This is a genomic window from Kosakonia oryzendophytica, from assembly GCF_027886705.1.
Classification (GTDB): Bacteria; Pseudomonadota; Gammaproteobacteria; order Enterobacterales; family Enterobacteriaceae; genus Kosakonia; species Kosakonia oryzendophytica.
Genome location: NZ_CP115659.1, coordinates 4,307,371 through 4,333,203 on the forward strand (window position 1 = coordinate 4,307,371; position 25,833 = coordinate 4,333,203).

Genomic DNA, 25,833 nt, shown 5'->3' on the forward strand with positions numbered 1-25,833 from the left:
AATCACCTCCTCGCTTTCATCACGGAGAATTATTGGCTTAATATAGGGATTAATAAATTGCTGAGTTTCTGTCAGGAGTTCCCCTTTTATGTCGTCCGGTCGCCTGCAACAACAGTTCATCCGTCTGTGGCAATGCTGCGATGGAAAATCCCAGGAAACAACGCTCAATGAGCTGGCGGATCTGCTCAGTTGCTCGCGGCGACACATGCGTACGCTGTTGAATACCATGCAGCAACGCGGGTGGCTAACGTGGGATGCGGAAGCCGGACGCGGCAAACGATCGCGCCTGACTTTCCTCTATACCGGCCTTGCGCTGCAACAGCAGCGCGCCGAAGACCTGCTGGAGCAGGATCGTATCGATCAGCTTGTGCAACTGGTGGGGGATAAAACCGCCGTTCGTCAGATGCTGGTCTCTCATCTCGGTCGCAGCTTCCGTAGCGGTCGACATATCCTGCGCGTGCTCTATTACCGGCCACTGCGCAACCTGCTGCCCGGAACGGCTTTGCGGCGTTCTGAAACCCACATGGCGCGGCAAATTTTCAGTGCACTGACGCGTATAAATGAGGAAAATGGGGAACTGGAAGCGGATATTGCCCACCATTGGACGTTAATATCACCTCTGCACTGGCGCTTTTATTTACGCCCCGGCATCCATTTTCATCACGGCCGTGAATTAGATATGAGCGATGTGATTGCCTCGCTCCAGCGTGCAACCGCGCTGCCGCTTTACTCCCACATTCGCGAAGTGCTCTCACCCACGCCGTGGACGCTGGATATTCATCTCACGCAACCGGATAACTGGCTCCCCTGGTTAATGGGTTACGTCCCGTCGATGATCCTGCCGCGTGAGTGGAACACGCTGGGCAATTTTGCCAGTCAGCCGATTGGCACCGGTCCTTACGCCGTCACGCGGAATACCAGCAATCAGTTAAAGATCCATGCTTTTGACGATTACTTCGGCTTTCGCGCCCTGATTGATGAGGTCAACGTCTGGGTTTTACCGGACCTGGCCGATGAACCGACCAACGGCCTGACACTGGAGGGACCGACCGACGGCGAAAAAGCCGTGGAAAGCCGCCTCGAAGAGGGCTGCTACTATCTGCTGTTCGACGCCCGTTCCAGCCGTGGCGCCAACCCTGAAGTCAGAGAATGGGTCAGCAAGATTCTCTCGCCGACCAATCTGTTGTGGCATGCCAACGAACAATACCAACGTTACTGGTTCCCGGCATATGGCCTGCTGCCACGCTGGCATCATGCGCGCCCCGGCAGTGGAGAGAAACCCGCAGGACTGGAAACCCTGACGTTGACGTTTTATCGCGAACATAATGAACACGAAGCCCTCTCCCGCACCATGAGTACCTTACTGGCGCAGCAAGGTGTGAAGCTGATCGTTCAGGAAGTGGATTACGAGGAGTGGCACCGCGGTGATGCCGACAGCGATATCTGGCTCAACAGCGCCAACTTTACCTTGCCGCTGGATTTCTCGGTGTTTGCTAACCTGTATGAGGTCCCGTTAGTACAACACTGTATTCAGCGTGACTGGCAGGCGGATGCCGCACAGTGGCGCAAAGGGGAAATGAATCTTGCCGTCTGGTCGCAGCAACTGCTGGCCAGCAAAGCCATTGTGCCGCTTATTCATCACTGGTTAATGATCCAGGGCCAGCGTTCCATGCGCGGTCTGCGTATGAACACCTTAGGCTGGTTCGATTTTAAATCCGCCTGGTTTGCGCCGCCGGATCCATAAGGCTTTCGCATTTTTTACCAAATCATTACAATAGCGGCGTTCTCAACGGGGTGCTGCGCCACAGGCGCGTGCTGAGAAAATACCCGTCGAACCTGATCCGGATAACGCCGGCGAAGGGATTTGAGGCTATTACTCAAAATCCTTTGCCACCTATTTTGAGGTGCAAAGTGTTAAAAAAATCATTGCCATTCCTGCTGCTGATCGCAGCGCCTGTTTTTGCCAAACCTGTACTGACCGTCTACACCTACGACTCATTCGCTGCCGAGTGGGGGCCGGGTCCTGCGGTCAAAAAAGCCTTTGAAGCCGACTGTAACTGTGAACTGAAATTCGTGACGCTGGAAGATGGCGTTTCGCTGCTTAACCGCCTGCGCATGGAAGGTAAAAACAGCAAAGCCGACGTGGTGCTGGGGCTGGATAATAACCTGCTGGAAGCCGCAACGCAGACAAACCTGTTCGCCAAAAGCGGCGTATCCACTGATGCGATCAGCGTCCCTGGCGGCTGGAAGAACGAAACATTTGTCCCGTTTGACTATGGCTGGTTCGCCTTTGTTTACGATAAAAATAAGCTGAAAAACCCACCGAAAAGCCTGAAAGAGCTGGTCGAAAGCGATCAAAAATGGCGCGTGATTTACGAAGATCCCCGCACCAGTACGCCTGGTCTGGGTCTGCTGTTGTGGATGCAAAAAGTCTATGGCGACAAAGCCCCGGAAGCCTGGCAGAAACTGGCGGCGAAAACGGTCACCGTCACCAAAGGCTGGAGCGAAGCCTACGGTCTGTTTTTGAAAGGGGAAAGCGACCTGGTGCTGAGCTACACCACCTCGCCGGCTTACCATCTGATCGAAGAGAAAAAAGATAACTATGCGGCGGCGAATTTCAGCGAAGGTCACTATTTGCAGGTAGAAGTTGCCGCACGCACCACCGCCAGCAAACAGCCTGAACTGGCCGGGAAGTTCCTCAAATTTATGGTTTCGCCCTCTTTCCAGAACACCATTCCCACGGGCAACTGGATGTATCCGGTGAGCAATGTCACGCTACCTGCCGGTTTTGAAACGCTGGTGAAACCACAAACCTCTCTCGAATATAGCCCGCAGGATGTCGCTGCACAGCGCGCGGGCTGGATTAATACATGGCAACGCGCCGTCAGCCGCTAATTGCAGGCTGGCTGCTCCCCGGTGTCACCGCCGCCACCCTCCTGGTGGTGGTGGCGCTGGCAGCATTTTTCGCACTCTGGCAAAACGCACCGGCGACTGAACTTATCGCTTTCCTGCGGGACAGCTACTTGTGGCATGTGGTGCGTTTTTCCTTCTGGCAGGCATTTCTCTCCGCCCTGTTTTCGGTCGTCCCGGCGATTTTCCTTGCCCGCGCGCTCTACCGACGCCGCTTTCCTGGCCGACTCGCACTGCTGCGCCTGTGCGCAATGACGCTGATCCTGCCGGTACTGGTCGCCGTGTTCGGTATCCTCAGCGTGTATGGTCGCCAGGGCTGGCTTGCCGCGCTCTGCCACACGCTTGGGCTGGAATGGACCTTCTCGCCGTATGGTTTGCAGGGCATTTTATTAGCCCATATTTTCTTTAACCTGCCGATGGCGTCGCGTTTGTTGCTGCAGTCGCTGGAACAAATCCCCGGTGAGCAGCGGCAACTGGCAGCACAACTGGGCATGCGCGGCTGGTCCTTTTTCCGCTTTGTGGAATGGCCATGGCTGCGCCGCCAGATCCCGGCGGTCGCCGCGCTGATTTTTATGCTCTGTTTCGCCAGTTTTGCCACGGTGCTGTCGCTGGGCGGTGGGCCGCAGGCGACCACCATTGAGCTGGCTATCTATCAGGCATTAAGTTTCGACTTTGATCCCTCCCGTGCCGCGATGCTGGCGCTGATCCAGATGGTCTGCTGCCTGGGCCTCGTGCTGCTTAGTCAACGCTTGAGCAAAGCGATTGCCGTCGGAAGCCATCAGATCCAGGGCTGGCGTAACCCGGAAGATCGGCTGTTTAGCCGGATAACCGATATCACCCTGATCGTCCTGGCGCTGTTGCTGCTTCTCCCTCCGTTACTGGCGGTGATTGTTGATGGCTTCAACCTGAGCTTACTCAGAGTGCTGTCTGAACCGGTACTGTGGCAGGCGGTGTGGACCTCCCTGCGCATTGCGCTGGCTGCAGGGATAGTGTGTGTTGTGCTGACCATGATGTTGCTGTGGAGCAGCCGCGAGCTACGCGCACGTGAGCGGCGGCTCGCCGGGCAAGCCATGGAGTTGAGCGGGATGCTGATTCTGGCAATGCCGGGGATCGTCCTGGCGACCGGCTTCTTTTTGCTGTTCAACAGCAGCATTGGCGTCCCCACTTCTGCTGATGGCATCGTTATCTTCACCAACGCGCTGATGGCGATCCCTTACGCCCTGAAAGTGCTGGAAAACCCAATGCGTGATGTGACAGCGCGTTATAGCGTACTATGCCAATCGCTGGGCATGCAGGGTTTACAGCGCCTGAGGGTGGTAGAACTGTCAGCGCTGAAACGCCCGCTGGCGCAGGCGCTGGCCTTTGCCTGCGTGCTCTCCATTGGTGATTTTGGCGTTGTGGCGCTGTTTGGCAATGACGACTTTCGCACCTTACCGTTTTATTTGTATCAGCAAATCGGCGCTTACCGCAGCCAGGATGGTGCCGTCACCGCACTGCTTTTGCTGCTGCTCTGTTTTGCACTCTTCACCGTAATTGAAAAACTTCCGGGCCGCCATGCTAAGACTGATTGATGTCACCTGGCTTTACCAGCATCTGCCGATGCGCTTCACGCTCTCCGTCGAACGGGGGGAGCACATCGCTATTCTCGGCCCCAGCGGTGCCGGGAAAAGTACGTTACTGAATCTGATTGCCGGGTTTCTGACCCCGGCCAGCGGCACGTTGATGATAGAGGGCATCACGCACACGTCGACGCCGCCATCACAGCGCCCGGTATCCATGCTGTTTCAGGAAAATAACCTGTTTACCCACCTGACCGTGCGCCAGAACATCGGCCTTGGGCTTAACCCGGGGCTGAAACTGAATCACAATCAACAGGAGAAACTGGCCACGATTGCCGCCACAATGGGACTGGAGACACTGCTGGATCGACTGCCAGATCAGCTCTCCGGCGGCCAGCGTCAGCGCGTGGCGCTTGCCCGTTGCTTGGTGCGCGAACAACCGCTGCTGCTGTTGGATGAACCCTTCTCTGCCCTCGATCCGGCGCTACGTCAGGAGATGCTGGCTTTGGTGCAGGACGTGTGCCGTCGTCAGCAATTAACGCTACTGATGGTCTCGCACAGTGTTGAGGACGCTGTGCGCATTGCTGAGCGTTCGCTGGTTGTTGCAGATGGGCGTATCGCCTGGGATGGGAAGACCACCGACCTGCTGAGCGGCAAACCGGCGGTCTCTGCATTACTGGGCATTCACGGTCAGTAACCGCGGATCACTTTGCCCAGAATGTTGAGGTAAACCGGCATCAGCGGGTGTTCCATCAGCGTGAAAACAGCGATCGCCGCTGCGCCCATCATCCCCGGTCCCAGCCAAAGTAAACGCTGGCGAGGCAGGTATGGGGTTAAACGATCGATCCCGGCTTTACCCGAGCGCCACAGACGCCAACACAGCCAGAACGCCAGCCAAAGCAGCAGTGCCGCCAGCAACAGCAACCATTTGAAATGGCCGCTTTGCATCTCCGCAGGAATATCGATTGCGGCCCCTGCCAGAATGCCGGGCAGGAAGTAAAAAGGGGGCCACAGCAGGCAACCGATAATGTTCGGCGGCAGGAATTTACTGACCGGCAGATCCAGCATACCCGCCACCATCGGCACCAGTGGGCGCGTCGGCCCGACAAAACGCCCCACCAGAATGGTGAACAGGCTGTGCTGATGCAGTGCGTGTTCGGTTTTATCGAGCAGCGCTTTGTTCTTTTTCATAAACGACCAGCGGTGCAACGGGGCTTTGAAACGCCAGCCCAGCCAGTACGAGATCCAGTCGCCCAGCAGACAACCGACAATGCCCGCTAACCATGCCTGCCAGAAATTGACTTCGCCGCTGCCAATCAGCGCGCCCAGCGCCGCCATCATTACCGTGCCGGGCAGGATCAGCCCGACCAGCGCCAGCGACTCGAAAAAGGCCACCAGCGCAATCGCCGCCAGGGAGTATGTGGCGGATTGGGTAATAAAATGTTCCAGCAGTGCTTCCATAACCTGTCCTGTTCAGCAACGAAGGCCGGATTCTCCGGAGGAGAGCCGGAAGCGTCAAGCCTTCAATTATCTGAAAATTTTACAGGCTATATCCTTTTTCAGAACCTACCATTGCCAATCTTTACGAATTATTCACATCCTGCACGGAATTCGCTTGGGCTGGCTCCGGTACATTTTTTAAACACCCGCGAAAAGTAGAGCTGATCATCAAACCCGACATTACGCCCGACGCTGGCAATCGGCATGCGCGTCGTGCTGAGCAACAGTTTCGCCTGACTGATGCGCTGATCCTCACGCCAACTCAGCACACTCACCCCGAGTTGCTGGCGAAACAGATGCGAAAGTCGCGAAGGCGACAGGCAGACATGCTGCGCAACGCCTGCAATATCAAAATGGTTATCAGCCAGATGATCGCTGATGTACTGGCAGGCATCGCGCACACGGTTATCCAGCGGCGGATGCAACGATTCGTTGATCGCTTCCATTCTGCGCAACAGCAGTTGTTCCAACAGGTTGATCGCAAGATGCTCCGCATAGCGACCGGCGCTTTGCCCGGCATCGATAATTTGCGCGAAAAGCTCGCGAAAACGCGCCATATTCGGCTCATCCGGGCGGTAAAAACCGGTTTGGGCAAATAGCGTCGGCCAGCTTAACCATTCGTGCCAGTAGGCACGCGGGCGGAAGTAAACCCACTGGTGATACCATTCAGAGGCATCCGGATGACGACCATAATGGTGAATTTCTCCAGGCGGAAAGAGCAACATATCACCCGGGCGACAGATAAACTGTTTACCGTGGTTTTTCACAATCCCTTCACCGCGCACGGTGAGGTTCAGGATAAAGCCTTTCATCCCCAACGGACGATCGATAAAAAAATCGAGATAACCGCCCGCCTCTATGGGTGTCAAACCTGCCACCAAATGCGCATTAAACGAGTAGCCAGGCAGCAGTGGATCATTTTGTGATTCAGCCATAAACGCAATACTCCCGTGCTCGGCAAAGAAACCAATTGTCCATATTGATAATCCCTTCACTTCTCCGCCATCTGCGAAAAAATGGTGTAAACCCGGTGATGACTTAATCCCGCCAGACAAAAGCGATTACGCCTTTTCGACGCCCTCACGCAGGGTTAAAAGGGATAACGAAAGTGTCTATAAAGGTGGCAGAAATGTCCACATCGAATTTTTGCACGGCGTCACACTTTGCGATGCCATAGCAATTTAGTCCATAAGATTAGCGGATCCTGCCTGACGGTTTTTGCCGCCGCTCACTATGTTTTTGCTAACGGTTATTCTTATGGAGCAACACAATGGCAATCACAATTGGCCTCGATTTCGGCAGCGATTCAGTACGTGCGCTGGCGGTAGACTGCACATCCGGGGCGGAGCTCGCCACCAGTGTGGAATGGTATCCACGCTGGCAGGAAGGGCGCTATTGCGACGCACCGCATAACCAGTTCCGTCACCACCCGCGGGATTACATTGAGTCGATGGAAGCCGCGCTCAAAACAGTGCTGGCGGAATTAAGCGATGCTCAGCGAGCGGAAATCAAAGGCATTGGTGTGGACAGTACCGGTTCAACACCGGCACCCATTGATGCTGAAGGGCGTGTGCTGGCGCTGCGACCCGAATTCGCCGACAACCCGAACGCCATGTTTGTGTTGTGGAAAGATCACACTGCCGTTGAAGAAGCAGAAGCGATTACCCGCTTGTGCCACACACCTGGTAGCACGGATTACTCCCGTTATATTGGCGGTATCTACTCCAGTGAGTGGTTCTGGGCAAAAATCCTGCACGTAACCCGCGCCGACAGTGCTGTCGCCCAGGCGGCTGCATCATGGATTGAGCTCTGCGACTGGGTTCCCGCCCTGCTCTCTGGCACCACACGTCCGGAAGCCATTCGTCGCGGCCGCTGCAGCGCCGGGCATAAATCCTTGTGGCATGAAAGTTGGGGTGGTCTGCCTCCGGCATCGTTCTTCGACGCGCTGGATCCCATCATCAATAAACATCTGGACTGGCCGCTGTTTCGCGAAACCTACACCGCAGATTTACCGGTCGGCACACTGACCGCTGAATGGGCGCAACGCCTCGGGCTTTCCGAATCCGTAGTGATCTCCGGCGGAGCGTTCGACTGTCATATGGGCGCCGTTGGTGCAGGAGCACAACCGAACACGCTGGTAAAAGTGATTGGTACGTCAACCTGCGACATTCTGATCGCCGACAAACAGAGCGTGGGCGATCGCGCAGTAAAAGGTATTTGCGGTCAGGTCGACGGCAGTGTGGTTCCGCAGTTTATTGGTCTGGAAGCCGGTCAATCTGCCTTTGGCGATATTTACGCCTGGTTTGGTCGCATCCTTGGCTGGCCGCTGGAACAACTGGCGCTGCAGCATCCGGAACTGAAAACGCACATCAAAGCCAGCCAGAAACAGCTTCTGCCCGCACTGACTGACGCATGGGTGAAAAATCCTTCTCTTGAACATCTGCCGGTGGTGCTCGACTGGTTTAACGGTCGGCGCACACCTAATGCCAATCAACGCCTGAAAGGCGTCATTACTGACCTCAATCTGGGTACCGATGCGCCTGCGCTATTTGGTGGCCTGATTGCCGCAACCGCCTTTGGTGCGCGCGCCATTATGGAGTGCTTTACCGAACAGGGGATCGCCGTTGACAACGTCATGGCGCTGGGCGGCATTGCACGCAAAAACATCGGCGTAATGCAAGCCTGCTGCGACGTGCTCAACCGTCCGCTTCAGGTGGTTGCTTCCGAGCAATGTTGCGCATTGGGCGCGGCAATCTTTGCGGCCGTAGCGGCGGAAGTCCATGCGGATATCCCGTCGGCACAGCAGAAGATGGCCAGCGCTGTCGAAAAAACCCTGCAGCCTTCACCGCAGGCGCAACAGTTTGAACAGCTCTATCGTCGCTATCAGCAGTGGGCGAAGAGCGCCGAACAGCACTATCTCCCTTCAGCCGCGACAGTCTCGCAGGCCGCTTTAACTCATTAAGGACAAGATCATGACTATTTTCGACAATTATGAAGTGTGGTTCGTCATCGGCAGCCAGCACCTGTACGGGCCGGAAGCCCTGAAACAGGTGACGAAGCATGCCGAACAGGTGGTCAACGCCCTCAATGCCGAAGCGAAATTACCCTGTAAGCTGGTGCTGAAACCGCTGGGAACCTCGCCTGATGAGATCACTGCCATTTGCCGCGACGCTAACTACGACGACAAATGCGCCGGGATGGTGGTGTGGCTGCATACCTTCTCTCCGGCCAAAATGTGGATCAACGGCCTGGCCATCCTCAACAAACCGCTGTTGCAATTCCACACCCAGTTCAACGCTTCCCTGCCGTGGGACAGCATTGATATGGACTTTATGAACCTTAACCAGACCGCGCACGGCGGCCGCGAGTTCGGCTTTATTGGTGCGCGTATGCGTCTGCAACACAGCGTTGTGACTGGCCACTGGCAGGACAAACACGCCCATACGCGTATCGGCGCATGGATGCGTCAGGCCGTATCCAAACAGGATACCCGTCATCTGAAAGTGGTGCGTTTCGGCGATAACATGCGCGAAGTGGCGGTGACCGAGGGCGATAAAGTCGCGGCACAAATCAAGTTCGGCTTTTCAGTCAATACCTGGGGCGTGGGTGATTTGGTGCAGGTGGTTAACGCCGTCAGCGATGGTGATATTAACGCGCTGGTGGATGAGTACGAAGGCAGCTATCGCCTGACCCCGGCGGCACAGGTTCATGGCGATAAACGTCAGAACGTCCTGGATGCTGCCCGTATTGAACTGGGGATGAAACGCTTTCTTGAAGAGGGCGGCTTCCATGCCTTCACCACCACGTTTGAAGATCTGCATGGCCTGAAACAGTTACCGGGTCTGGCGGTACAGCGTCTGATGCAACAAGGTTACGGTTTTGCTGGCGAGGGCGACTGGAAGACCGCTGCGCTGTTGCGCATCATGAAAGTGATGTCCGGCGGACTGGCAGGCGGTACCTCCTTTATGGAGGATTACACCTATCACTTCGAAAATGGCAACGACATGGTGCTGGGCTCCCACATGCTGGAAGTCTGCCCAAGCATCGCCACTCATGAAAAACCGATCCTTGATGTGCAATATCTTGGTATCGGCGGCAAAGCCGATCCGGCACGTCTGATCTTCTCTACCCAAACCGGCCCGGCGATTAACGCCAGCCTGATCGATCTGGGGGATCGTTTCCGCCTGTTGGTGAACTGCGTGGACGCGGTGAAAACTCCGCATGATCTGCCGAAACTGCCGGTCGCTAACGCATTGTGGAAAGCGCAGCCGGACCTGCCTACCGCATCGGAAGCCTGGATCCTCGCCGGTGGTGCGCACCATACCGTCTTTAGTCAGGCGCTAACCCTCGATGATATGCGCCAGTTCAGCGAACTGAACGATATTGAGCTGACCGTCATCGATAACGATACCCGCCTGCCGGCATTTAAAGATGCCCTGCGCTGGAACGAAGTTTATTACGGTTCAAAACGTTAAATCTTCGCGCTTACGCCCGGTGACGCTTCATTCACCGGGCTGACAAACCCGCAGGCCGGATAGGCTCAGCGCCATCCGGTAATGTTTTCAGGAGAGGAGTATGCTCGAAGATCTCAAACGTCAGGTGCTGGAAGCCAACCTGGCGCTGCCAAAACATAACCTGGTCACCCTAACCTGGGGCAACGTCAGCGCCGTCGATCGCGACAAAGGCGTGCTGGTGATTAAACCCTCTGGCGTTGATTACAGCGTGATGACCGCCAATGATATGGTGGTGGTCGACATCACCACCGGAGAAGTGGTCGAGGGGCAGAAAAAACCGTCATCGGACACGCCCACCCACCGCTTGCTGTATCAGGCTTTCCCGACAATTGGCGGCATTGTGCACACCCATTCGCGGCATGCCACCATCTGGTCGCAGGCGGGTCAACCGATCCCGGCGACCGGTACCACGCATGCTGACTACTTCTATGGTGAAATCCCCTGCACGCGCAAGATGACCGATGAAGAGATTAACGGCGAATACGAGTGGGAAACCGGCAATGTGATCGTCGAAACCTTTGAAAGGAAAGGGATCGATCCGGCGCAAATGCCCGGTGTGCTGGTGCATTCCCATGGGCCGTTTGCGTGGGGCAAAAATGCCAACGATGCCGTGCATAACGCCATCGTGCTGGAAGAAGTGGCCTACATGGGCATTTTCTGCCGTCAGCTCGAACCCCGCCTGCCGCCGATGCAGCAGACCCTGCTGGATAAGCACTATCTGCGCAAACATGGCGCCAAAGCCTATTACGGGCAATAACTGTATAAAACCACAGCTTATCACACCGAACCAGGCTATAATCTTGCCTGGTTTTGTTTTATGAGAGAACGCTGTGGCGCAAGCGCGAGAAGGCTTTTTATTAACCCGACACTGGCGGGATACCCCCGGCGGCACCGAGGTGGAGTTCTGGCTGGCGACAGACAGCGGCCCGCTGCGCGTGGTCTTGCCGCCGCAGGAATCGGTCGCGTTTATTCCCGCCGCCCATGTGGAAAAAGCCAAACTCCTGCTGCGCAGTGAAAACCACTGGCGCTTAACGCCCCTGACTCTGTCGGACTTCCACCGTCAACCCGTATATGGCCTCTACTGCCGTGGCCATCGCCAGCTCATGCGTATCGAAAAAGCGCTGCGCGAGGGCGGCGTCACCGTGTATGAAGCCGATGTGCGCCCGCCTGAACGCTTTCTGATGGAACGCTTTATTACCGCGCCAGTGTGGGCCGATGGCGAGACTCAGGGAACGGCGCTGGTCAATGCACGCCTTAAACCCAACCCGCACTACCGCCCGACGCTGAAATGGGTCTCGCTGGATATCGAAACCAGCCGCCATGGCGAGCTTTATTGCATCGGCCTTGAAGGCTGTGGGCAGCGCACGGTCTATATGCTCGGGCCAGAGAATGGCAACCCACAGCAGGTGGATTTCGATCTGGAGTATGTCGCCAGTCGCCCGCAATTGCTGGAAAAGCTTAATGCCTGGTTTGCTCAACACGATCCGGATGTGATCATCGGCTGGAACCTGGTGCAGTTCGATCTGCGGGTTTTGCAAAAAAGCGCTGAACGTTATCGTGTCCCGTTGACGCTTGGCCGTCAGGGCAGCGAACTGGAGTGGCGAGAACACGGCTTTAAAAATGGCGTCTTCTTTGCACAGGCCACCGGCCGGTTGATTATCGACGGTATTGAAGCGCTGAAGTCCGCCTTCTGGAATTTCTCGTCTTTCTCCCTGGAAGCCGTATCGCAGGAACTGCTCGGTGAAGGGAAAGCCATTGATAACCCGTGGGATCGGATGGATGAAATCGATCGACGCTTTGCCGAAGACAAACCCGCGCTCGCCATCTACAACCTGAAAGATTGCGAGCTGGTCACGCGCATTTTCCATAAAACCGAGATCATGCCATTTCTGTTGGAACGTGCGACAGTCAACGGCTTGCCAGTTGACCGACATGGTGGTTCAGTCGCCGCATTTAGCCACCTCTATTTTCCCCGTATGCACCGCGCAGGTTTTGTGGCACCCAACCTTGGAGAGGTGCCGCCGCAGGCCAGTCCCGGCGGCTATGTGATGGATTCACGTCCCGGACTGTATGACTCGGTACTAGTGCTCGATTATAAGAGCCTCTACCCCTCGATTATCCGCACTTTTCTGATTGATCCTGTCGGCCTGGTCGAAGGCATGGCGCATCCGGATAACGTCCACAGCACAGAGGGCTTTCTGGGTGCCTGGTTCTCGCGAGAGAAACACTGCCTGCCGGAAATCGTCGGGCAAATATGGCGCGGGCGGGACGACGCCAAGCGCCAGGGCAACAAGCCGCTCTCACAAGCGCTGAAGATCATTATGAATGCCTTTTATGGCGTACTCGGCACCAGCGCCTGTCGTTTCTTCGATCCTCGCCTGGCCTCGTCGATCACCATGCGCGGCCATGCGATCATGCGTCAGACCAAAGCGCTGATCGAAGAACAGGGTTATGACGTGATTTATGGCGACACGGACTCGACCTTTGTCTGGCTCAAAAAACCGCACAGCGAGGAAGAAGCCGCGCGCATTGGCAACTCGCTGGTTGAACAGGTAAACACATGGTGGGCTGAGCATCTTCGAGCACAGGGATTGGAGAGCGCGCTGGAACTGGAGTTTGAAACCCATTTTTGTCGTTTTTTAATGCCGACGATTCGCGGCACCGAACTGGGCAGTAAAAAACGTTATGCCGGTTTGATTCAGGAAGGCGACAACCAGCGCATGGTGTTTAAAGGACTGGAAACCGTGCGCACCGACTGGACCCCGCTGGCGCAACAATTCCAGCAAAGCCTTTACCTGCGCATTTTTCGTCATGAGCCTTATCAGGATTATGTGCGCGAAACCATCGCCAGCCTGATGGCGGGCGAACTGGATGCACAACTGGTCTATCGCAAACGCCTGCGCCGAGCGCTGAAGGATTATGAACGCAACGTACCGCCGCATGTTCGCGCCGCCAGGCTGGCGGATGAAGAAAACCGTAAACGCGGCCGTCCTGCGCAGTATCAGAACCGAGGTACCATCCATTATGTCTGGACCACCAGCGGCCCTGAGCCAGTGGACTATCAGCATTCGCCGCTGGATTACGATCACTATCTCAGTAAACAACTTCAACCGGTTGCGGAAGGAATTCTCCCTTTCATTGACGACGATTTTGCTACACTACTGACAGGGCAACTGGGATTATTTTAAAGCCACACAATTCAGTCTATACGAACGTGGTGTCATCCAGTACCATAGCGCCCTTCCTGTTCCTGGACCCAAATTTATGCCCGCCTGCCCTAAGGCGGTGACGAACTATTGCCTGAAATTTGAGATATAGAGTTCATTTATGCCCTTTACACTTGGTCAACGCTGGATTAGCGATACGGAAAGCGAACTCGGACTTGGTACAGTCGTCGCAATGGATGCGCGCACGGTCACTCTGCTGTTCCCTGCCACAGGTGAGAACCGTTTGTACGCACGCAGCGACTCGCCGGTTACCCGTGTGATGTTTAACCCCGGCGATACGGTAACCAGTCACGAAGGCTGGCAACTCGCGGTTGAAGAGGTAAAAGAAGAAAACGGTCTGCTCGCCTATACCGGTACCCGCCTGGATACGCAAGAGAACAACATCGTCCTGCGTGAAGTGCTGCTCGACAGTAAACTGGTATTCAGCAAACCGCAGGATCGCCTGTTTGCCGGGCAAGTCGATCGCATGGATCGTTTTGCTTTACGTTTTCGCGCCCGTAAATACCAAAGTGAACAGTACCGCATGCCGTGGAGCGGCCTGCGTGGTCAGCGCACCAATCTGATCCCACACCAGTTACATATCGCCCACGACGTGGGTCGCCGCCATGCGCCGCGCGTGCTGTTAGCGGATGAAGTGGGCCTTGGGAAAACCATCGAAGCCGGGATGATCCTGCATCAACAGTTGCTCTCCGGCGCGGCCGAGCGCGTGTTGATCGTGGTGCCGGAAACCCTGCAACATCAGTGGCTGGTGGAGATGCTGCGCCGGTTTAACCTGCGTTTCTCACTGTTTGATGATGAGCGTTACGCTGAAGCGCAGCACGATGCGGACAACCCGTTTGAAACTGAACAACTGGTGATCTGCTCGCTGGATTTCGTACGCCGTAACAAACAGCGCCTGGCGCATCTGTGTGAGGCTGAGTGGGATCTGTTAGTCGTCGACGAAGCCCACCATCTGGTGTGGAGTGAAAACGAGCCGGGTCGGGAATATCTGGCGATTGAGCAACTGGCTGAACGCGTACCGGGCATTCTGCTGCTGACCGCCACGCCGGAACAGTTAGGGATGGAAAGCCACTTCGCGCGTCTGCGTTTGCTGGATCCAAACCGTTTTCACGACTTTGCCCAATTTGTTGAAGAGCAAAAAAATTACCGCCCGGTTGCCGATGCTGTCGCGCTGCTGCTGGCGGGTGATCACCTGAATAATGATGAACTCAATACGCTGGGTGATCTGATTGGCGAACAGGATATTGAGCCGTTACTGCAGACGGCCAACAGCGATCGTGAGGGTGCGGCCGCTGCTCGCCAGGAATTGATCACCATGTTGATGGATCGCCATGGCACCAGCCGTGTGCTGTTCCGTAACACCCGTAATGGCGTAAAAGGTTTCCCGAAACGCGAACTGCACACGGTGAAACTGCCGTTGCCAACGCAGTACCAGACTGCAATTAAAGTCTCCGGCATTATGGGCGCGCGTAAAAGCCAGGAAGAGCGCGCTCGCGATATGCTCTACCCGGAGCAGATTTATCAAGAGTTTGAAGGGGATAGCGGCACATGGTGGAACTTTGATCCCCGTGTCGAGTGGCTGATGGGCTATTTAACCAGTCACCGCTCGCAGAAAGTGCTCGTGATCTGCGCCAAAGCGGCAACCGCCTTGCAACTGGAGCAGGTTCTGCGCGAACGCGAAGGCATCCGTGCGGCGGTTTTCCATGAAGGAATGTCCATTATCGAACGCGACCGCGCAGCGGCCTGGTTTGGTGAAGAAGACAGCGGCGCACAGGTGCTGCTCTGTTCCGAAATCGGTTCTGAAGGCCGTAACTTCCAGTTTGCCAGCCATCTCGTGATGTTCGATCTACCGTTTAACCCGGATCTGCTGGAACAACGTATTGGGCGTTTGGATCGTATTGGTCAGGCGCACGACATTCAAATCCATGTTCCTTATCTGGAAAAAACCGCACAGTCCGTGCTGGTGCGCTGGTATCACGAAGGGTTGGATGCGTTCGAGCACACCTGCCCGACTGGCCGCGCCATCTATGATAGCGTGCACGGCCAGCTCATTAATTACCTTGCTGCACCGGAGAACACCGACGGCTTTGAAGCGCTGATCGCATCCTGCCGCGAGCAGCACGATGCGCTGAAAGCACAGCTGGAACAGGGCCGCGACCGCCTGCTGGAGATCCACTCTAACGGCGGCGAAAAAGCGCAGGCGCTGGCGGAGAGCATCGCCGAACAGGACGATGACACGGCGCTGATCAGCTTTGCGATGAACCTGTTCGATATCATTGGCATCAACCAGGACGATCGCGGTGAAAACATGATCGTCCTGACGCCATCAGACCATATGCTGGTGCCGGATTTCCCGGGCCTGCCGGAAGACGGTTGCACCATCACGTTTGAGCGTGATGTGGCCCTCTCTCGCGAAGATGCGCAATTTATTACCTGGGAACACCCGCTTATCCGCAACGGTCTGGATCTGATCCTCTCAGGCGATACCGGTAGCAGCACCCTGTCGCTGTTGAAAAACAAAGCCTTGCCGGTCGGTACGCTGTTGCTGGAACTGATTTATGTTGTGGAGGCGCAAGCGCCGAAGCAGTTGCAGCTTAACCGCTTCCTGCCGCCAACGCCTATCCGCCTGCTGGTGGACAAAAACGGCACTAACCTGGCGGCGCAGGTGGAATTCGAAAGCTTTAACCGTCAACTCAGCGCGGTTAATCGCCATACGGCCAGCAAGCTGATCAACGCCGTACAGCAGGACGTGCATACCATCCTGCAAAAAGGTGAAGCGCAGGTGGAAGCGGCCGCACGTGAACTGATCGACGCAGCGCGCAGCGAAGCCGACGAAAAATTGTCTGCGGAACTTTCACGCCTGGAAGCGCTGAAAGCGGTCAACCCGAACATTCGCGATGACGAACTGGCTGCCATCGAAAGCAACCGCCAGCATGTTATGGAAAGCCTGTCGCAAGCGGGATGGCGCCTGGATGCGCTGCGATTAATCGTTGTGACGCATCAGTAACGGAGCCGACCATGATGATGGAGCCCTACAATCCGCCGCAAGAACCCTGGCTGATCATTCTTTATCAGGATGAGCATATTATGGTCGTCAACAAGCCCAGCGGCTTGTTGTCGGTCCCGGGGCGTCTGGACGAGCATAAAGACAGCGTGATGACACGTATTCAGCGCGACTTCCCGCAGGCTGAATCCGTGCATCGTCTGGATATGGCGACCAGCGGTGTGATTGTGGTGGCGCTCACCAAAGCCGCAGAGCGTGAGTTAAAACGTCAGTTCCGCGAGCGCGAGCCGAAAAAACAGTATCTGGCGCGTGTCTGGGGCCATCCCGAAAACGTGGAAGGTCTGGTAGATCTGCCGCTGATTTGCGACTGGCCGAATCGCCCGAAACAAAAGGTCTGTTATGAAACCGGCAAAACGGCGCAGACCGAATATGAAGTGCTGAGTACGGATGAGGATGGAACGGCACGCGTGCGTCTGAAGCCGATCACCGGTCGTTCGCATCAATTGCGTGTGCATATGCTGGCGCTGGGACACCCCATCCTTGGCGATCGTTTTTATGCTCCACCGGAAGCGCTGGCGATGGCATCGCGTTTACTGCTGCATGCAGAAACACTGACCATCACCCACCCGGCGTTCGGCAACAGTATGACCTTTAAAGCCCCGGCCGATTTCTGAATCTTCCCCCCGGCCTGACGACGGTCGGGGGTTCTCACGCTTACCTGAAGCCCTTCTGCTCGCGGATAAGTTCGTACGCTTTCTGTATTTCTTGCGCTTTTTGCTTCGCCATTTCCATCATCTCTGGCGGTAAACCTTTCGCCACCAGTTTGTCCGGATGGTGTTCGCCCATTAATTTACGGTAAGCACGCTTGATGGTGGTGGCATCGTCAGACACTTTAACCCCCAGCACATTACAGGCATCTTCCAGCGTAGGCCCGCGCCGCGCCTGCTGCCAACCGCCGCCCGTCTGTTGTTGCTGATGATGGTAACCGCCACCAAACTGCGCCCCACCCTGCATCATGCGCAGGAACTGGTCGAACTGCATGCGCGAGATGCCAAGTTCTTCAGCAATCACGTACAGTACATCCCGTTCGCTGGGGTGCAACGTGCCATCGGCAAAGGCGGCCTGGATTTGAATTTCCAGAAACATCCTAATCAAATCAAAGCGCCCGAAACAGATGCTGCGGAACTGACGCATTTTGTCCCGTAGCGGGTAATTATCCGCTTTGCCGACGCGAAAAGCCTGCTGCGCCGCCGTACGCGATTCGCCATGCAGGTTCATCCGATCCATAAACAGGCTGGCTACCTGAATGTCGGCTTCGGTGACACGGCCTTTCGATTTGGTCAGATGCCCCATCACTTCAAAGGTAGTGGCAAAAAAGAGCGACTGACGTTCACGTTGATTGGCAAACCACGCCATTTTCCGGCTGCGGGCTTTATCAAACATATGCCCGATAATGAGTCCCAGAATCGCGCCCCAAAAGCCGCCGCCCACGAAAAGGGCAATGACCACACCAACCACTTTTCCCCAATACTGCATATACTCCCCAAATCGTCATGCCGTCGGCTAAAATTTGCTTTATCATACCCGTCATTCTATGCCGTGCACAGGCACAGTCTTCTCTGACCTGGCTCGAACGCGGGCAGGATTAACACTAGCGTTGCAAAGGTGAGTAAGTTAGTCTCTGACCGTTTGCCAGCGTAAAGCCACAGATGACGGAACAACAAATACAACGTATGAAAAAACGTATCCCCACCCTCCTGGCCACCATGATTGGCTCTGCTCTCTATAGCCAGCAGGGGTTGGCAGCCGATCTTGCCTCGCAGTGTATGCTTGGCGTTCCCAGCTACAACCGCCCACTGGTGCAGGGCGACACCAACAACTTACCGGTGACCATCAACGCCGATGATGCGAAGGGCAACTACCCGGACAATGCCGTTTTCAGCGGCAATGTGGATGTGAATCAGGGTAATAGCCGCTTACAGGCGGATGAAGTCCAGCTTCATCAACAGCAGGCGGAAGGTCAGGCGGATCCGGTACGCACAGTGGATGCACTGGGTAATGTGCACTATGACGACAACCAGGTCATCCTGAAAGGTCCTAAAGCCTGGGCGAATTTAAATACGAAAGATACTAACGTCTGGGAAGGTGACTACCAAATGGTGGGACGTCAGGGGCGCGGCACCGCCGACCTGATGAAACAGCGTGGGGAAAACCGCTACACCATTCTGGAAAATGGTTCTTTTACCTCCTGTCTGCCAGGTTCCAATACCTGGAGCGTAGTGGGTACTGAAGTGATCCATGACCGCGAAGAACAGGTCGCTGAAATCTGGAATGCGCGCTTTAAGCTGGGGCCGGTTCCGGTGTTCTACAGTCCCTATCTGCAATTGCCGGTCGGCGATAAACGCCGTTCAGGTTTCCTGATCCCGAACGCCAAGTACAGCACCAACAACTCCTTCGAGTTTTATCTGCCGTACTACTGGAACATTGCACCAAACTTTGATGCCACAATTACCCCGCACTATATGCATAAACGCGGCGGCGTACAGTGGCAAAACGAATTCCGTTATCTGACGCAAGCCGGTGCTGGTCTAATCGAATTTGACTACCTGCCGTCGGATAAAGTGTATCAGGATGAGTACCCTACCGAAGGCGATCGCCATCGCTGGCTATTCTACTGGCAACATGCCGGGGTAATGGATCAGGTATGGCGTTTTAACGTTGACTACACCAAAGTCAGCGATGCCAGCTATTTTAACGACTTCTCGTCCAAATACGGTTCCAGCACCGACGGTTACGCCACGCAGAAATTCAGCGTCGGCTACGCGGTGGAAAACTTTGACGCCACGGTTTCCACCAAACAGTTCCAGGTCTTTAACCGCAGTAACAGCGACGCCTATTCCGCACAGCCGCAATTGGATGTGAACTGGTACCAGAACAATCTGGGGCCATTCGATGCCCATATTTATGGCCAGGCCGTAAACTTCGTGAGCTCCAACTCCAATCGTCCTGAAGCGACGCGTGTTCACCTGGAGCCGACATTAAGCCTGCCGGTATCGAATGAGTGGAGCAACCTGAATACCGAAGTCAAAATGCTGGCCACTCACTACCAGCAGAGCAATCTGGATACCTATAACGAAGAAAACGGAACAGACTATAAAAGTTCTGTAAACCGCGTTATGCCGCAGTTCAAAATGGACGGCAAAATGGTTTTCGAGCGCGATATGAACTGGGCGGAAGGCTATACCCAAACGCTGGAGCCACGTGCCCAGTATCTCTACGTTCCGTATCGCGATCAGAGCCATATCAACAACTACGACTCGACGCTGCTGCAATCTGACTATAGCGGTCTGTTCCGCGATCGTACTTACAGCGGCCTCGACCGTATCGCATCCGCGAACCAGGTCACTACCGGCGTCACATCCCGCATTTATGATGATGCGGCAGTTGAACGTTTTAACGTTTCTGTTGGTCAAATCTACTATTTCACCGAGTCCCGTACCGGTGATGACAACATTAACTGGGAGAAAGATAACAAAACGGGTTCGCTGGTGTGGGCGGGAGACACGTACTGGCGCATCTCCGATCGCTGGGGTCTGCGCGGCGGGGTGCAGTATGACACTCGTCTGAACAACATCGCGAACAGCAGCACCTCGCTGGAATATCGCCGTGATGAAGACCGTATGGTGCAACTGAGCTACCGTTACGCCAGCCCGGAATACATTCAGGCAACACTGCCAAGTTATGCGTCAGTGGCGCAATACAAAGACGGTATTTCGCAGGTGGGTATGGCAGCAAGCTGGCCGATCGTAGACCGTTGGTCTGTCGTCGGCGCTTACTATTACGATACTAATACCCGTAAACCGGCCGATCAGATGTTAGGTTTACAGTATAACTCCTGCTGTTATGCCATTCGCGTTGGCTATGAACGCAAAATTAACGGCTGGCAAAATGACCAAAGCAAGTATGACAACGGCATCGGTTTCAACATTGAGCTGCGCGGCTTGAGTTCCAACTACGGTTTGGGCACGCAACAAATGCTGCGTTCAAACATTCTGCCGTACCGTAGTTCAATGTGATCTGTTTGATTTGCAACGTAATCCGCATTGCGGTTAATTGAAATGGAAAAGGTATGAAGAACTGGAAAACGCTGCTTCTCGGTATCGCTATGGTTGCGAATACCAGTTTTGCTGCGCCTCAGGTTGTAGATAAAGTCGCCGCTGTCGTGAACAATGGCGTGGTGCTTGAAAGTGACGTTGATGGTTTGATGCAATCTGTGAAGGCTAACGCAGGACAGGCAGGCCAGCAGTTACCTGATGACGCCACACTGCGCCATCAGATCCTTGAACGCCTGATCATGGATCAAATCATTCTGCAGATGGGCACGAAGATGGGCGTCAAAGTCACTGACGAACAGCTTGACGCTGCCATCGCCGATATTGCGAAACAAAACAATATGACGATGGATCAGATGCGCAGCCGCCTGGCTTACGACGGGGTGAACTTCAGCACCTACCGTGCCCAGATCCGCAAAGAGATGATCATTTCCGAAGTGCGCAACAGCGAAGTTCGCCGTCGCGTCACCGTGCTGCCGCAGGAAGTTGAAACGCTGGCGAAGCAAGTGGGCAACCAGAACGACGCCAGCACCGAGCTGAATTTGAGCCATATCCTGATTCCGCTGCCGGAAAACCCAACTTCTGATCAGGTCAACGAAGCCGAAAGCCAGGCGCGTTCTATTGTTGAACAAGCCCGTAGTGGCAATGACTTCGGAAAACTCGCTATCACTTACTCTGCCGACCAGCAAGCGCTGAAAGGCGGTCAGATGGGCTGGGGGCGTATTCAGGAACTGCCAAGTATTTTCGCCCAGGCATTAAGCACGGCGAAAAAAGGCGATGTGATCGGCCCCATCCGTTCTGGTGTGGGTTTCCACATTCTGAAAGTGAACGATCTGCGTGGTCAGAGCCAGAGTATTTCCGTTACCGAAGTGCACGCACGTCACATCCTGCTGAAACCATCGCCGATCATGAGCGACGATCAAGCTCGAGTGAAACTGCAAGAAATCGCTGCCGATATCAAGAGTGGCAAAACCACCTTTGCTAACGCGGCAAAAGAGTTCTCTCAGGATCCAGGCTCAGCGAACCAGGGAGGCGATCTTGGTTGGGCTGCGGCCGACATTTACGATCCCGCTTTCCGTGACGCGTTGATGAAACTGAAACGCGGGCAAATGAGCGGCCCGGTTCACTCCTCTTTCGGTTGGCATCTGATCGAAATGCTTGATACCCGCAACGTTGATAAAACCGACGCGGCGCAGAAAGACAGAGCCTACCGTATGCTGATGAACCGTAAGTTCTCTGAAGAAGCGGCAACCTGGATGCAGGAACAACGCGCCAGCGCCTACGTGAAAATTTTGAGCAACTAATGAAAACAGCGCGTGTCGTTATCACTCCCGGCGAACCCGCCGGGATTGGCCCGGATTTGGTGGTGCAACTCGCCCAGCGCGACTGGCCGGTTGAACTGGTTATCTGTGCAGATGCGACGCTGCTAACCGAGCGGGCTGCCCTGCTCGGTCTGCCGCTGGTGCTGCGGGAGTACGCTCCCGCCGCCCCCGCCGCGCCGCAACAGGCCGGGACACTGACCGTGTTGCCCCTGTCTCTGCGCGCTACAGTTACCCCCGGCGTGTTGAATACGCAAAACGGTCCGTATGTTGTCGAAACGCTGGCTCGCGCTTGCGATGGCTGCCTGAACGGTGAATTTGCCGCATTGATCACAGGTCCCGTGCATAAAGGCGTGATCAACGATGCCGGAACTCCCTTTACCGGGCATACGGAGTTCTTCGAGGAGCGCTCGCACGCCGCCAAAGTGGTGATGATGCTGGCCACCGAAGAGCTACGCGTTGCGCTGGCCACCACCCATTTGCCGCTCAAGGCGGTAGCTGACGCGATCACGCCGGAACTGCTTCGCGAAGTGATCGGCATCCTGTACGGTGACCTGCAACAAAAGTTTGGCATCCGCCAGCCGCATATTTTAGTTTGCGGTCTTAACCCGCATGCGGGCGAAGGTGGCCATATGGGCACCGAAGAGATTGATACCATCATTCCGGTGCTGGATGAAATGCGGGCGCAAGGGATGAACTTAAGTGGCCCATTGCCCGCCGATACGCTGTTTCAACCCAAATACCTCGATAATGCCGACGCTGTGCTGGCGATGTACCACGATCAGGGCCTGCCCGTGCTAAAATACCAGGGATTTGGCCGCGGCGTGAATATCACCCTCGGTTTACCTTTTATTCGCACATCCGTTGACCATGGCACCGCGCTTGAACTCGCAGGCCTGGGAACAGCGGATGTCGGCAGTTTTATTACGGCGCTTAATCTCGCCATCAAAATGATTGTTAATACTCAATGAATAATCGCGTCCATCAGGGCCACTTAGCCCGCAAACGCTTCGGGCAAAACTTTCTCCACGACCAGTTCGTGATCGACAGCATCGTTTCGGCGATCAACCCGCAAAAAGGTCAGGCCATGGTCGAAATCGGCCCGGGTCTTGGCGCGCTGACGGAGCCCGTCGGTGAACGTCTGGATAAAATGACGGTCATCGAACTTGACCGCGATTTGGCTGCGCGCCTGCAGACGCACCCATTTCTTGCGCCAAAACTGACTATCTATCAGCAAGATGCAATGACCATGAACTTTGGCGAATTGTCTCAGACGCTGGGTCAGCCACTGCGCGTCTTCGGCAATCTGCCGTATAACATCTCTACACCGCTGATGTTCCATCTGTTTAGCTATACTGATGCCATTGCCGACATGCATTTTATGTTGCAAAAAGAGGTGGTCAATCGCCTGGTTGCAGGACCAAACAGTAAAGCGTATGGTCGATTAAGCGTCATGGCGCAGTACTATTGCCAGATCATTCCGGTATTGGAAGTGCCGCCGACGGCGTTTGCGCCGCCGCCAAAAGTGGATTCAGCCGTGGTTCGCCTGGTTCCGCACGCGACACTGCCGCATCCGGTAAAAGATATACGCGTGTTGAGCCGCATCACTACGGAAGCCTTTAACCAGCGTCGCAAGACTATCCGCAACAGCCTCGGTAATGTGTTTACCGTCGACGTGTTGACATCGCTGGGTATCGATCCGGCGATGCGTGCAGAAAATATCTCTGTTGCGCAATATTGCCAGTTGGCGAACTACCTGGCTGATAATCCGCCGCCGAAGGAGAGTTAACGTATGATCAATTCGCCCCGAGTCTGTATTCAGGTGCAAAGCGTCTATATTGAGTCTCAGTCCGCTCCCGACGATGAACGTTATGTCTTTGCTTACACCATTACTATCCGGAACCTGGGGCGAACCCCTGTCCAGTTGCTGAAACGCTACTGGTTGATCACAAATGGAAATGGCCGCGAAACGGAAGTTCAGGGCGAAGGTGTGGTCGGCGTACAGCCGCACATCGAACCCGGCGGCGAATACCAGTACACCAGCGGCGCGGTTATCGAAACGCCGCTGGGCACCATGCAAGGCCACTACGAAATGATCGATGCGCAAGGGGACCTCTTTCGCATCTCCATCCCGGTCTTCCGGCTCGCCGTTCCTACACTGATCCATTAATACACAATGTCTACATATCTTATTGGCGACGTTCATGGTTGCTATGATGAACTGATCGCATTGTTAAAACAGGTCGACTTTACCCCCGGCCAGGATACCTTATGGTTGACCGGCGATCTGGTTGCCCGTGGGCCTGGCTCACTGGATGTGCTGCGTTTTGTCAAATCCCTTGGCGACAGCGTACGTGTCGTACTGGGAAATCACGACCTGCATCTGCTGGCCGTCTTTGCAGGCATCAGCCGCAATAAGCCGAAAGACCGGCTGACTCCGCTCCTGGAAGCCGCCGATGCCGATGAACTGATTAACTGGCTGCGCCGCCAGCCGCTACTCCAGGTCGACGAAGAGAAAAAACTGGTGATGGCTCATGCCGGGATCACGCCCCAGTGGGACCTCGAGACGGCCAAACATTGCGCGCACGATGTTGAAGCCGTGCTGTCGAGCGACTCCTATCCTCTGTTTCTGGACGCCATGTATGGCGATCTACCCAACCACTGGTCAACGGAACTGAGTGGACTTGCTCGTCTGCGCTTTATCACCAACGCATTAACGCGCATGCGCTACTGCTTCCCAAACGGGCAGCTTGATATGTACTGCAAAGACATTCCTGCCCATGCTCCCGCACCGTTAAAACCGTGGTTTTCCATCCCAGGCCCTGTGTCAGAGGAGTACAGCATTGTCTTTGGTCACTGGGCTTCGCTGGAAGGTGAAGGGACACCAGAAGGGATCTACGGCCTGGATACGGGGTGTTGCTGGGGCGGCGTGTTAACCTGCCTGCGCTGGGAAGACAAAGCCTACTTTGTGCAACCCTCTAACCGCCAAATGGATCTGGGTGAAGACGAGGCGATCGCCTCCTGAAAGCAGTCCCCGGCATAAAGCCGGGGACGTGTATTATCTGCGGTCCAGGATCTCGAAGCAGTAGCTGTGCGAGTTCTGCGCATCCGCATCGTTAAACTCGCTAAATACCGATTCCCAATCGTCCGGATCGTAGTCAGGGAAATGGGTATCGCCTTCCACTTCCGCGTCGATATGCGTCAGGTAGAGACGCTGCGCTTTCGGCAGGAACTGCTCGTAAACGCGACCGCCGCCGATCACCATGATCTCTTCCACATCACCGCAGGCGGCAATCGCTTCATCGACAGATTTCACCCACACCACACGATCGTCTGTGCCTGGCTGGCTACTGATAACAATGTTTTTACGGCCTGGCAGCGGGCGACCAATGGATTCCCACGTCAGACGCCCCATCACAACCGGTTTGTTTAAGGTATTGCGCTTAAACCAGGCCAGATCGGCAGGTAAATTCCACGGCATCGCGTTTTCCATGCCAATGACGCGATCCACCGCTAACGCCGCAATCAAACTGATCATTCATTCATTCCTGGATGCAAAAAAATTGTCGCCACTATACGGAAAGCGCAATCTTTCGTCGACGGTGGGCAAGGTAAAGAATGAGAAAATTTTTCATTCTGCTGGCGACACCACAGCACAGTACTGTATCGCCAGCGTTCCACCGTTTTT

General features: G+C 55.2%; 20 protein-coding genes and 1 riboswitch. Of the genes, 16 read left to right on the plus strand and 4 right to left on the minus strand.

What is annotated here, in order from left to right; genetic code table 11:
* The first annotated feature begins 88 nt into the window (after nt 1-88).
* From sgrR to thiQ, 4 genes are all read left to right on the plus strand, one after another.
* Nucleotides 89-1,744, plus strand: a complete 1,656-nt coding sequence (gene sgrR, locus O9K67_RS20770) for an HTH-type transcriptional regulator SgrR (RefSeq protein WP_061497731.1) — start codon at nt 89-91, stop codon at nt 1,742-1,744.
* Between the two features lie 36 nt (nt 1,745-1,780).
* A riboswitch (TPP riboswitch) is annotated at nt 1,781-1,881 on the plus strand.
* A gap of 30 nt (nt 1,882-1,911) precedes the next feature.
* A complete protein-coding gene (gene thiB, locus O9K67_RS20775) occupies nt 1,912-2,895 on the plus strand; it encodes a thiamine ABC transporter substrate binding subunit (protein ID WP_061497739.1) in 984 nt (327 codons plus the stop codon).
* Nucleotides 2,871-4,481, plus strand: a complete 1,611-nt coding sequence (gene thiP / locus O9K67_RS20780; protein WP_061497742.1) for a thiamine/thiamine pyrophosphate ABC transporter permease ThiP — start codon at nt 2,871-2,873, stop codon at nt 4,479-4,481. Before thiB ends, thiP begins: the two co-directional genes overlap by 25 nt.
* Nucleotides 4,465-5,166: a thiamine ABC transporter ATP-binding protein ThiQ gene (gene thiQ / locus O9K67_RS20785; protein WP_061497744.1), complete on the plus strand. Its 702-nt coding sequence runs from the start codon at nt 4,465-4,467 to the stop codon at nt 5,164-5,166. Before thiP ends, thiQ begins: the two co-directional genes overlap by 17 nt.
* Here thiQ and O9K67_RS20790 read toward each other — a convergent pair.
* Nucleotides 5,160-5,930: a DedA family protein gene (locus O9K67_RS20790; RefSeq protein WP_061497745.1), complete on the minus strand. Its 771-nt coding sequence runs from the start codon at nt 5,928-5,930 to the stop codon at nt 5,160-5,162. The genes thiQ and O9K67_RS20790 overlap by 7 nt on opposite strands.
* Nucleotides 5,931-6,058: 128 nt before the next feature.
* Nucleotides 6,059-6,904, minus strand: coding sequence for an arabinose operon transcriptional regulator AraC (araC, locus tag O9K67_RS20795; RefSeq protein WP_061497747.1), 846 nt, complete (start codon nt 6,902-6,904; stop codon nt 6,059-6,061).
* A 335-nt stretch (nt 6,905-7,239) separates the two neighbouring features.
* Between araC and araB the strand changes: the two genes are divergently transcribed.
* The 6 genes from araB (at nt 7,240) to rluA (ending at nt 17,388) form a co-directional block, all read left to right on the plus strand.
* Nucleotides 7,240-8,931: a ribulokinase gene (gene araB / locus O9K67_RS20800; protein ID WP_061497749.1), complete on the plus strand. Its 1,692-nt coding sequence runs from the start codon at nt 7,240-7,242 to the stop codon at nt 8,929-8,931.
* 10 nt (nt 8,932-8,941) lie between these two features.
* A complete protein-coding gene (araA, locus tag O9K67_RS20805; protein WP_061497751.1) occupies nt 8,942-10,444 on the plus strand; it encodes an L-arabinose isomerase in 1,503 nt (500 codons plus the stop codon).
* Nucleotides 10,445-10,544: 100 nt separating this feature from the next.
* A complete protein-coding gene (araD, locus tag O9K67_RS20810; protein ID WP_061497753.1) occupies nt 10,545-11,240 on the plus strand; it encodes an L-ribulose-5-phosphate 4-epimerase in 696 nt (231 codons plus the stop codon).
* A gap of 73 nt (nt 11,241-11,313) precedes the next feature.
* Complete coding sequence (gene polB, locus O9K67_RS20815) at nt 11,314-13,671, plus strand: DNA polymerase II (RefSeq protein ID WP_061497755.1); 2,358 nt, start codon at nt 11,314-11,316, stop codon at nt 13,669-13,671.
* 139 nt (nt 13,672-13,810) lie between these two features.
* On the plus strand, nt 13,811-16,717 hold the full coding sequence (rapA, locus tag O9K67_RS20820) for an RNA polymerase-associated protein RapA (RefSeq protein ID WP_061497757.1): 2,907 nt from the start codon (nt 13,811-13,813) through the stop codon (nt 16,715-16,717).
* Nucleotides 16,718-16,728: 11 nt separating this feature from the next.
* Complete coding sequence (rluA, locus tag O9K67_RS20825; RefSeq protein ID WP_061497760.1) at nt 16,729-17,388, plus strand: bifunctional tRNA pseudouridine(32) synthase/23S rRNA pseudouridine(746) synthase RluA; 660 nt, start codon at nt 16,729-16,731, stop codon at nt 17,386-17,388.
* A 40-nt stretch (nt 17,389-17,428) separates the two neighbouring features.
* Here rluA and djlA read toward each other — a convergent pair whose 3' ends face one another.
* Nucleotides 17,429-18,250 carry a co-chaperone DjlA gene (gene djlA / locus O9K67_RS20830; protein WP_061497762.1) on the minus strand — a complete coding sequence of 274 codons (822 nt, stop codon included), beginning with the start codon at nt 18,248-18,250 and terminating at the stop codon, nt 17,429-17,431.
* Nucleotides 18,251-18,447: 197 nt separating this feature from the next.
* On the opposite strand from djlA, the gene lptD reads away from it, so the two are divergent.
* The 6 genes from lptD to apaH are packed head-to-tail and all read left to right on the plus strand — an operon-like array spanning nt 18,448 to nt 25,170.
* Nucleotides 18,448-20,790, plus strand: coding sequence for an LPS assembly protein LptD (gene lptD, locus O9K67_RS20835; RefSeq protein WP_061497764.1), 2,343 nt, complete (start codon nt 18,448-18,450; stop codon nt 20,788-20,790).
* Between the two features lie 53 nt (nt 20,791-20,843).
* Nucleotides 20,844-22,130 carry a peptidylprolyl isomerase SurA gene (surA, locus tag O9K67_RS20840; RefSeq protein ID WP_061497765.1) on the plus strand — a complete coding sequence of 429 codons (1,287 nt, stop codon included), beginning with the start codon at nt 20,844-20,846 and terminating at the stop codon, nt 22,128-22,130.
* Nucleotides 22,130-23,116: a 4-hydroxythreonine-4-phosphate dehydrogenase PdxA gene (gene pdxA / locus O9K67_RS20845; protein ID WP_061497768.1), complete on the plus strand. Its 987-nt coding sequence runs from the start codon at nt 22,130-22,132 to the stop codon at nt 23,114-23,116. Before surA ends, pdxA begins: the two co-directional genes overlap by 1 nt.
* Entirely contained in the window at nt 23,113-23,934 is an 822-nt protein-coding gene (rsmA, locus tag O9K67_RS20850) for a 16S rRNA (adenine(1518)-N(6)/adenine(1519)-N(6))-dimethyltransferase RsmA (RefSeq protein ID WP_061497770.1), read from the plus strand. The genes pdxA and rsmA overlap by 4 nt, the downstream gene beginning before the upstream one ends.
* A gap of 3 nt (nt 23,935-23,937) precedes the next feature.
* Entirely contained in the window at nt 23,938-24,315 is a 378-nt protein-coding gene (gene apaG, locus O9K67_RS20855; protein ID WP_061497772.1) for a Co2+/Mg2+ efflux protein ApaG, read from the plus strand.
* Nucleotides 24,316-24,321: 6 nt separating this feature from the next.
* Entirely contained in the window at nt 24,322-25,170 is an 849-nt protein-coding gene (apaH, locus tag O9K67_RS20860) for a bis(5'-nucleosyl)-tetraphosphatase (symmetrical) ApaH (RefSeq protein WP_061497775.1), read from the plus strand.
* Between the two features lie 33 nt (nt 25,171-25,203).
* Here the strand turns inward: apaH and folA are convergent, their stop codons facing one another.
* Entirely contained in the window at nt 25,204-25,683 is a 480-nt protein-coding gene (gene folA, locus O9K67_RS20865) for a type 3 dihydrofolate reductase (protein ID WP_061497777.1), read from the minus strand.
* Between the last annotated feature and the right edge of the window lie 150 nt (nt 25,684-25,833).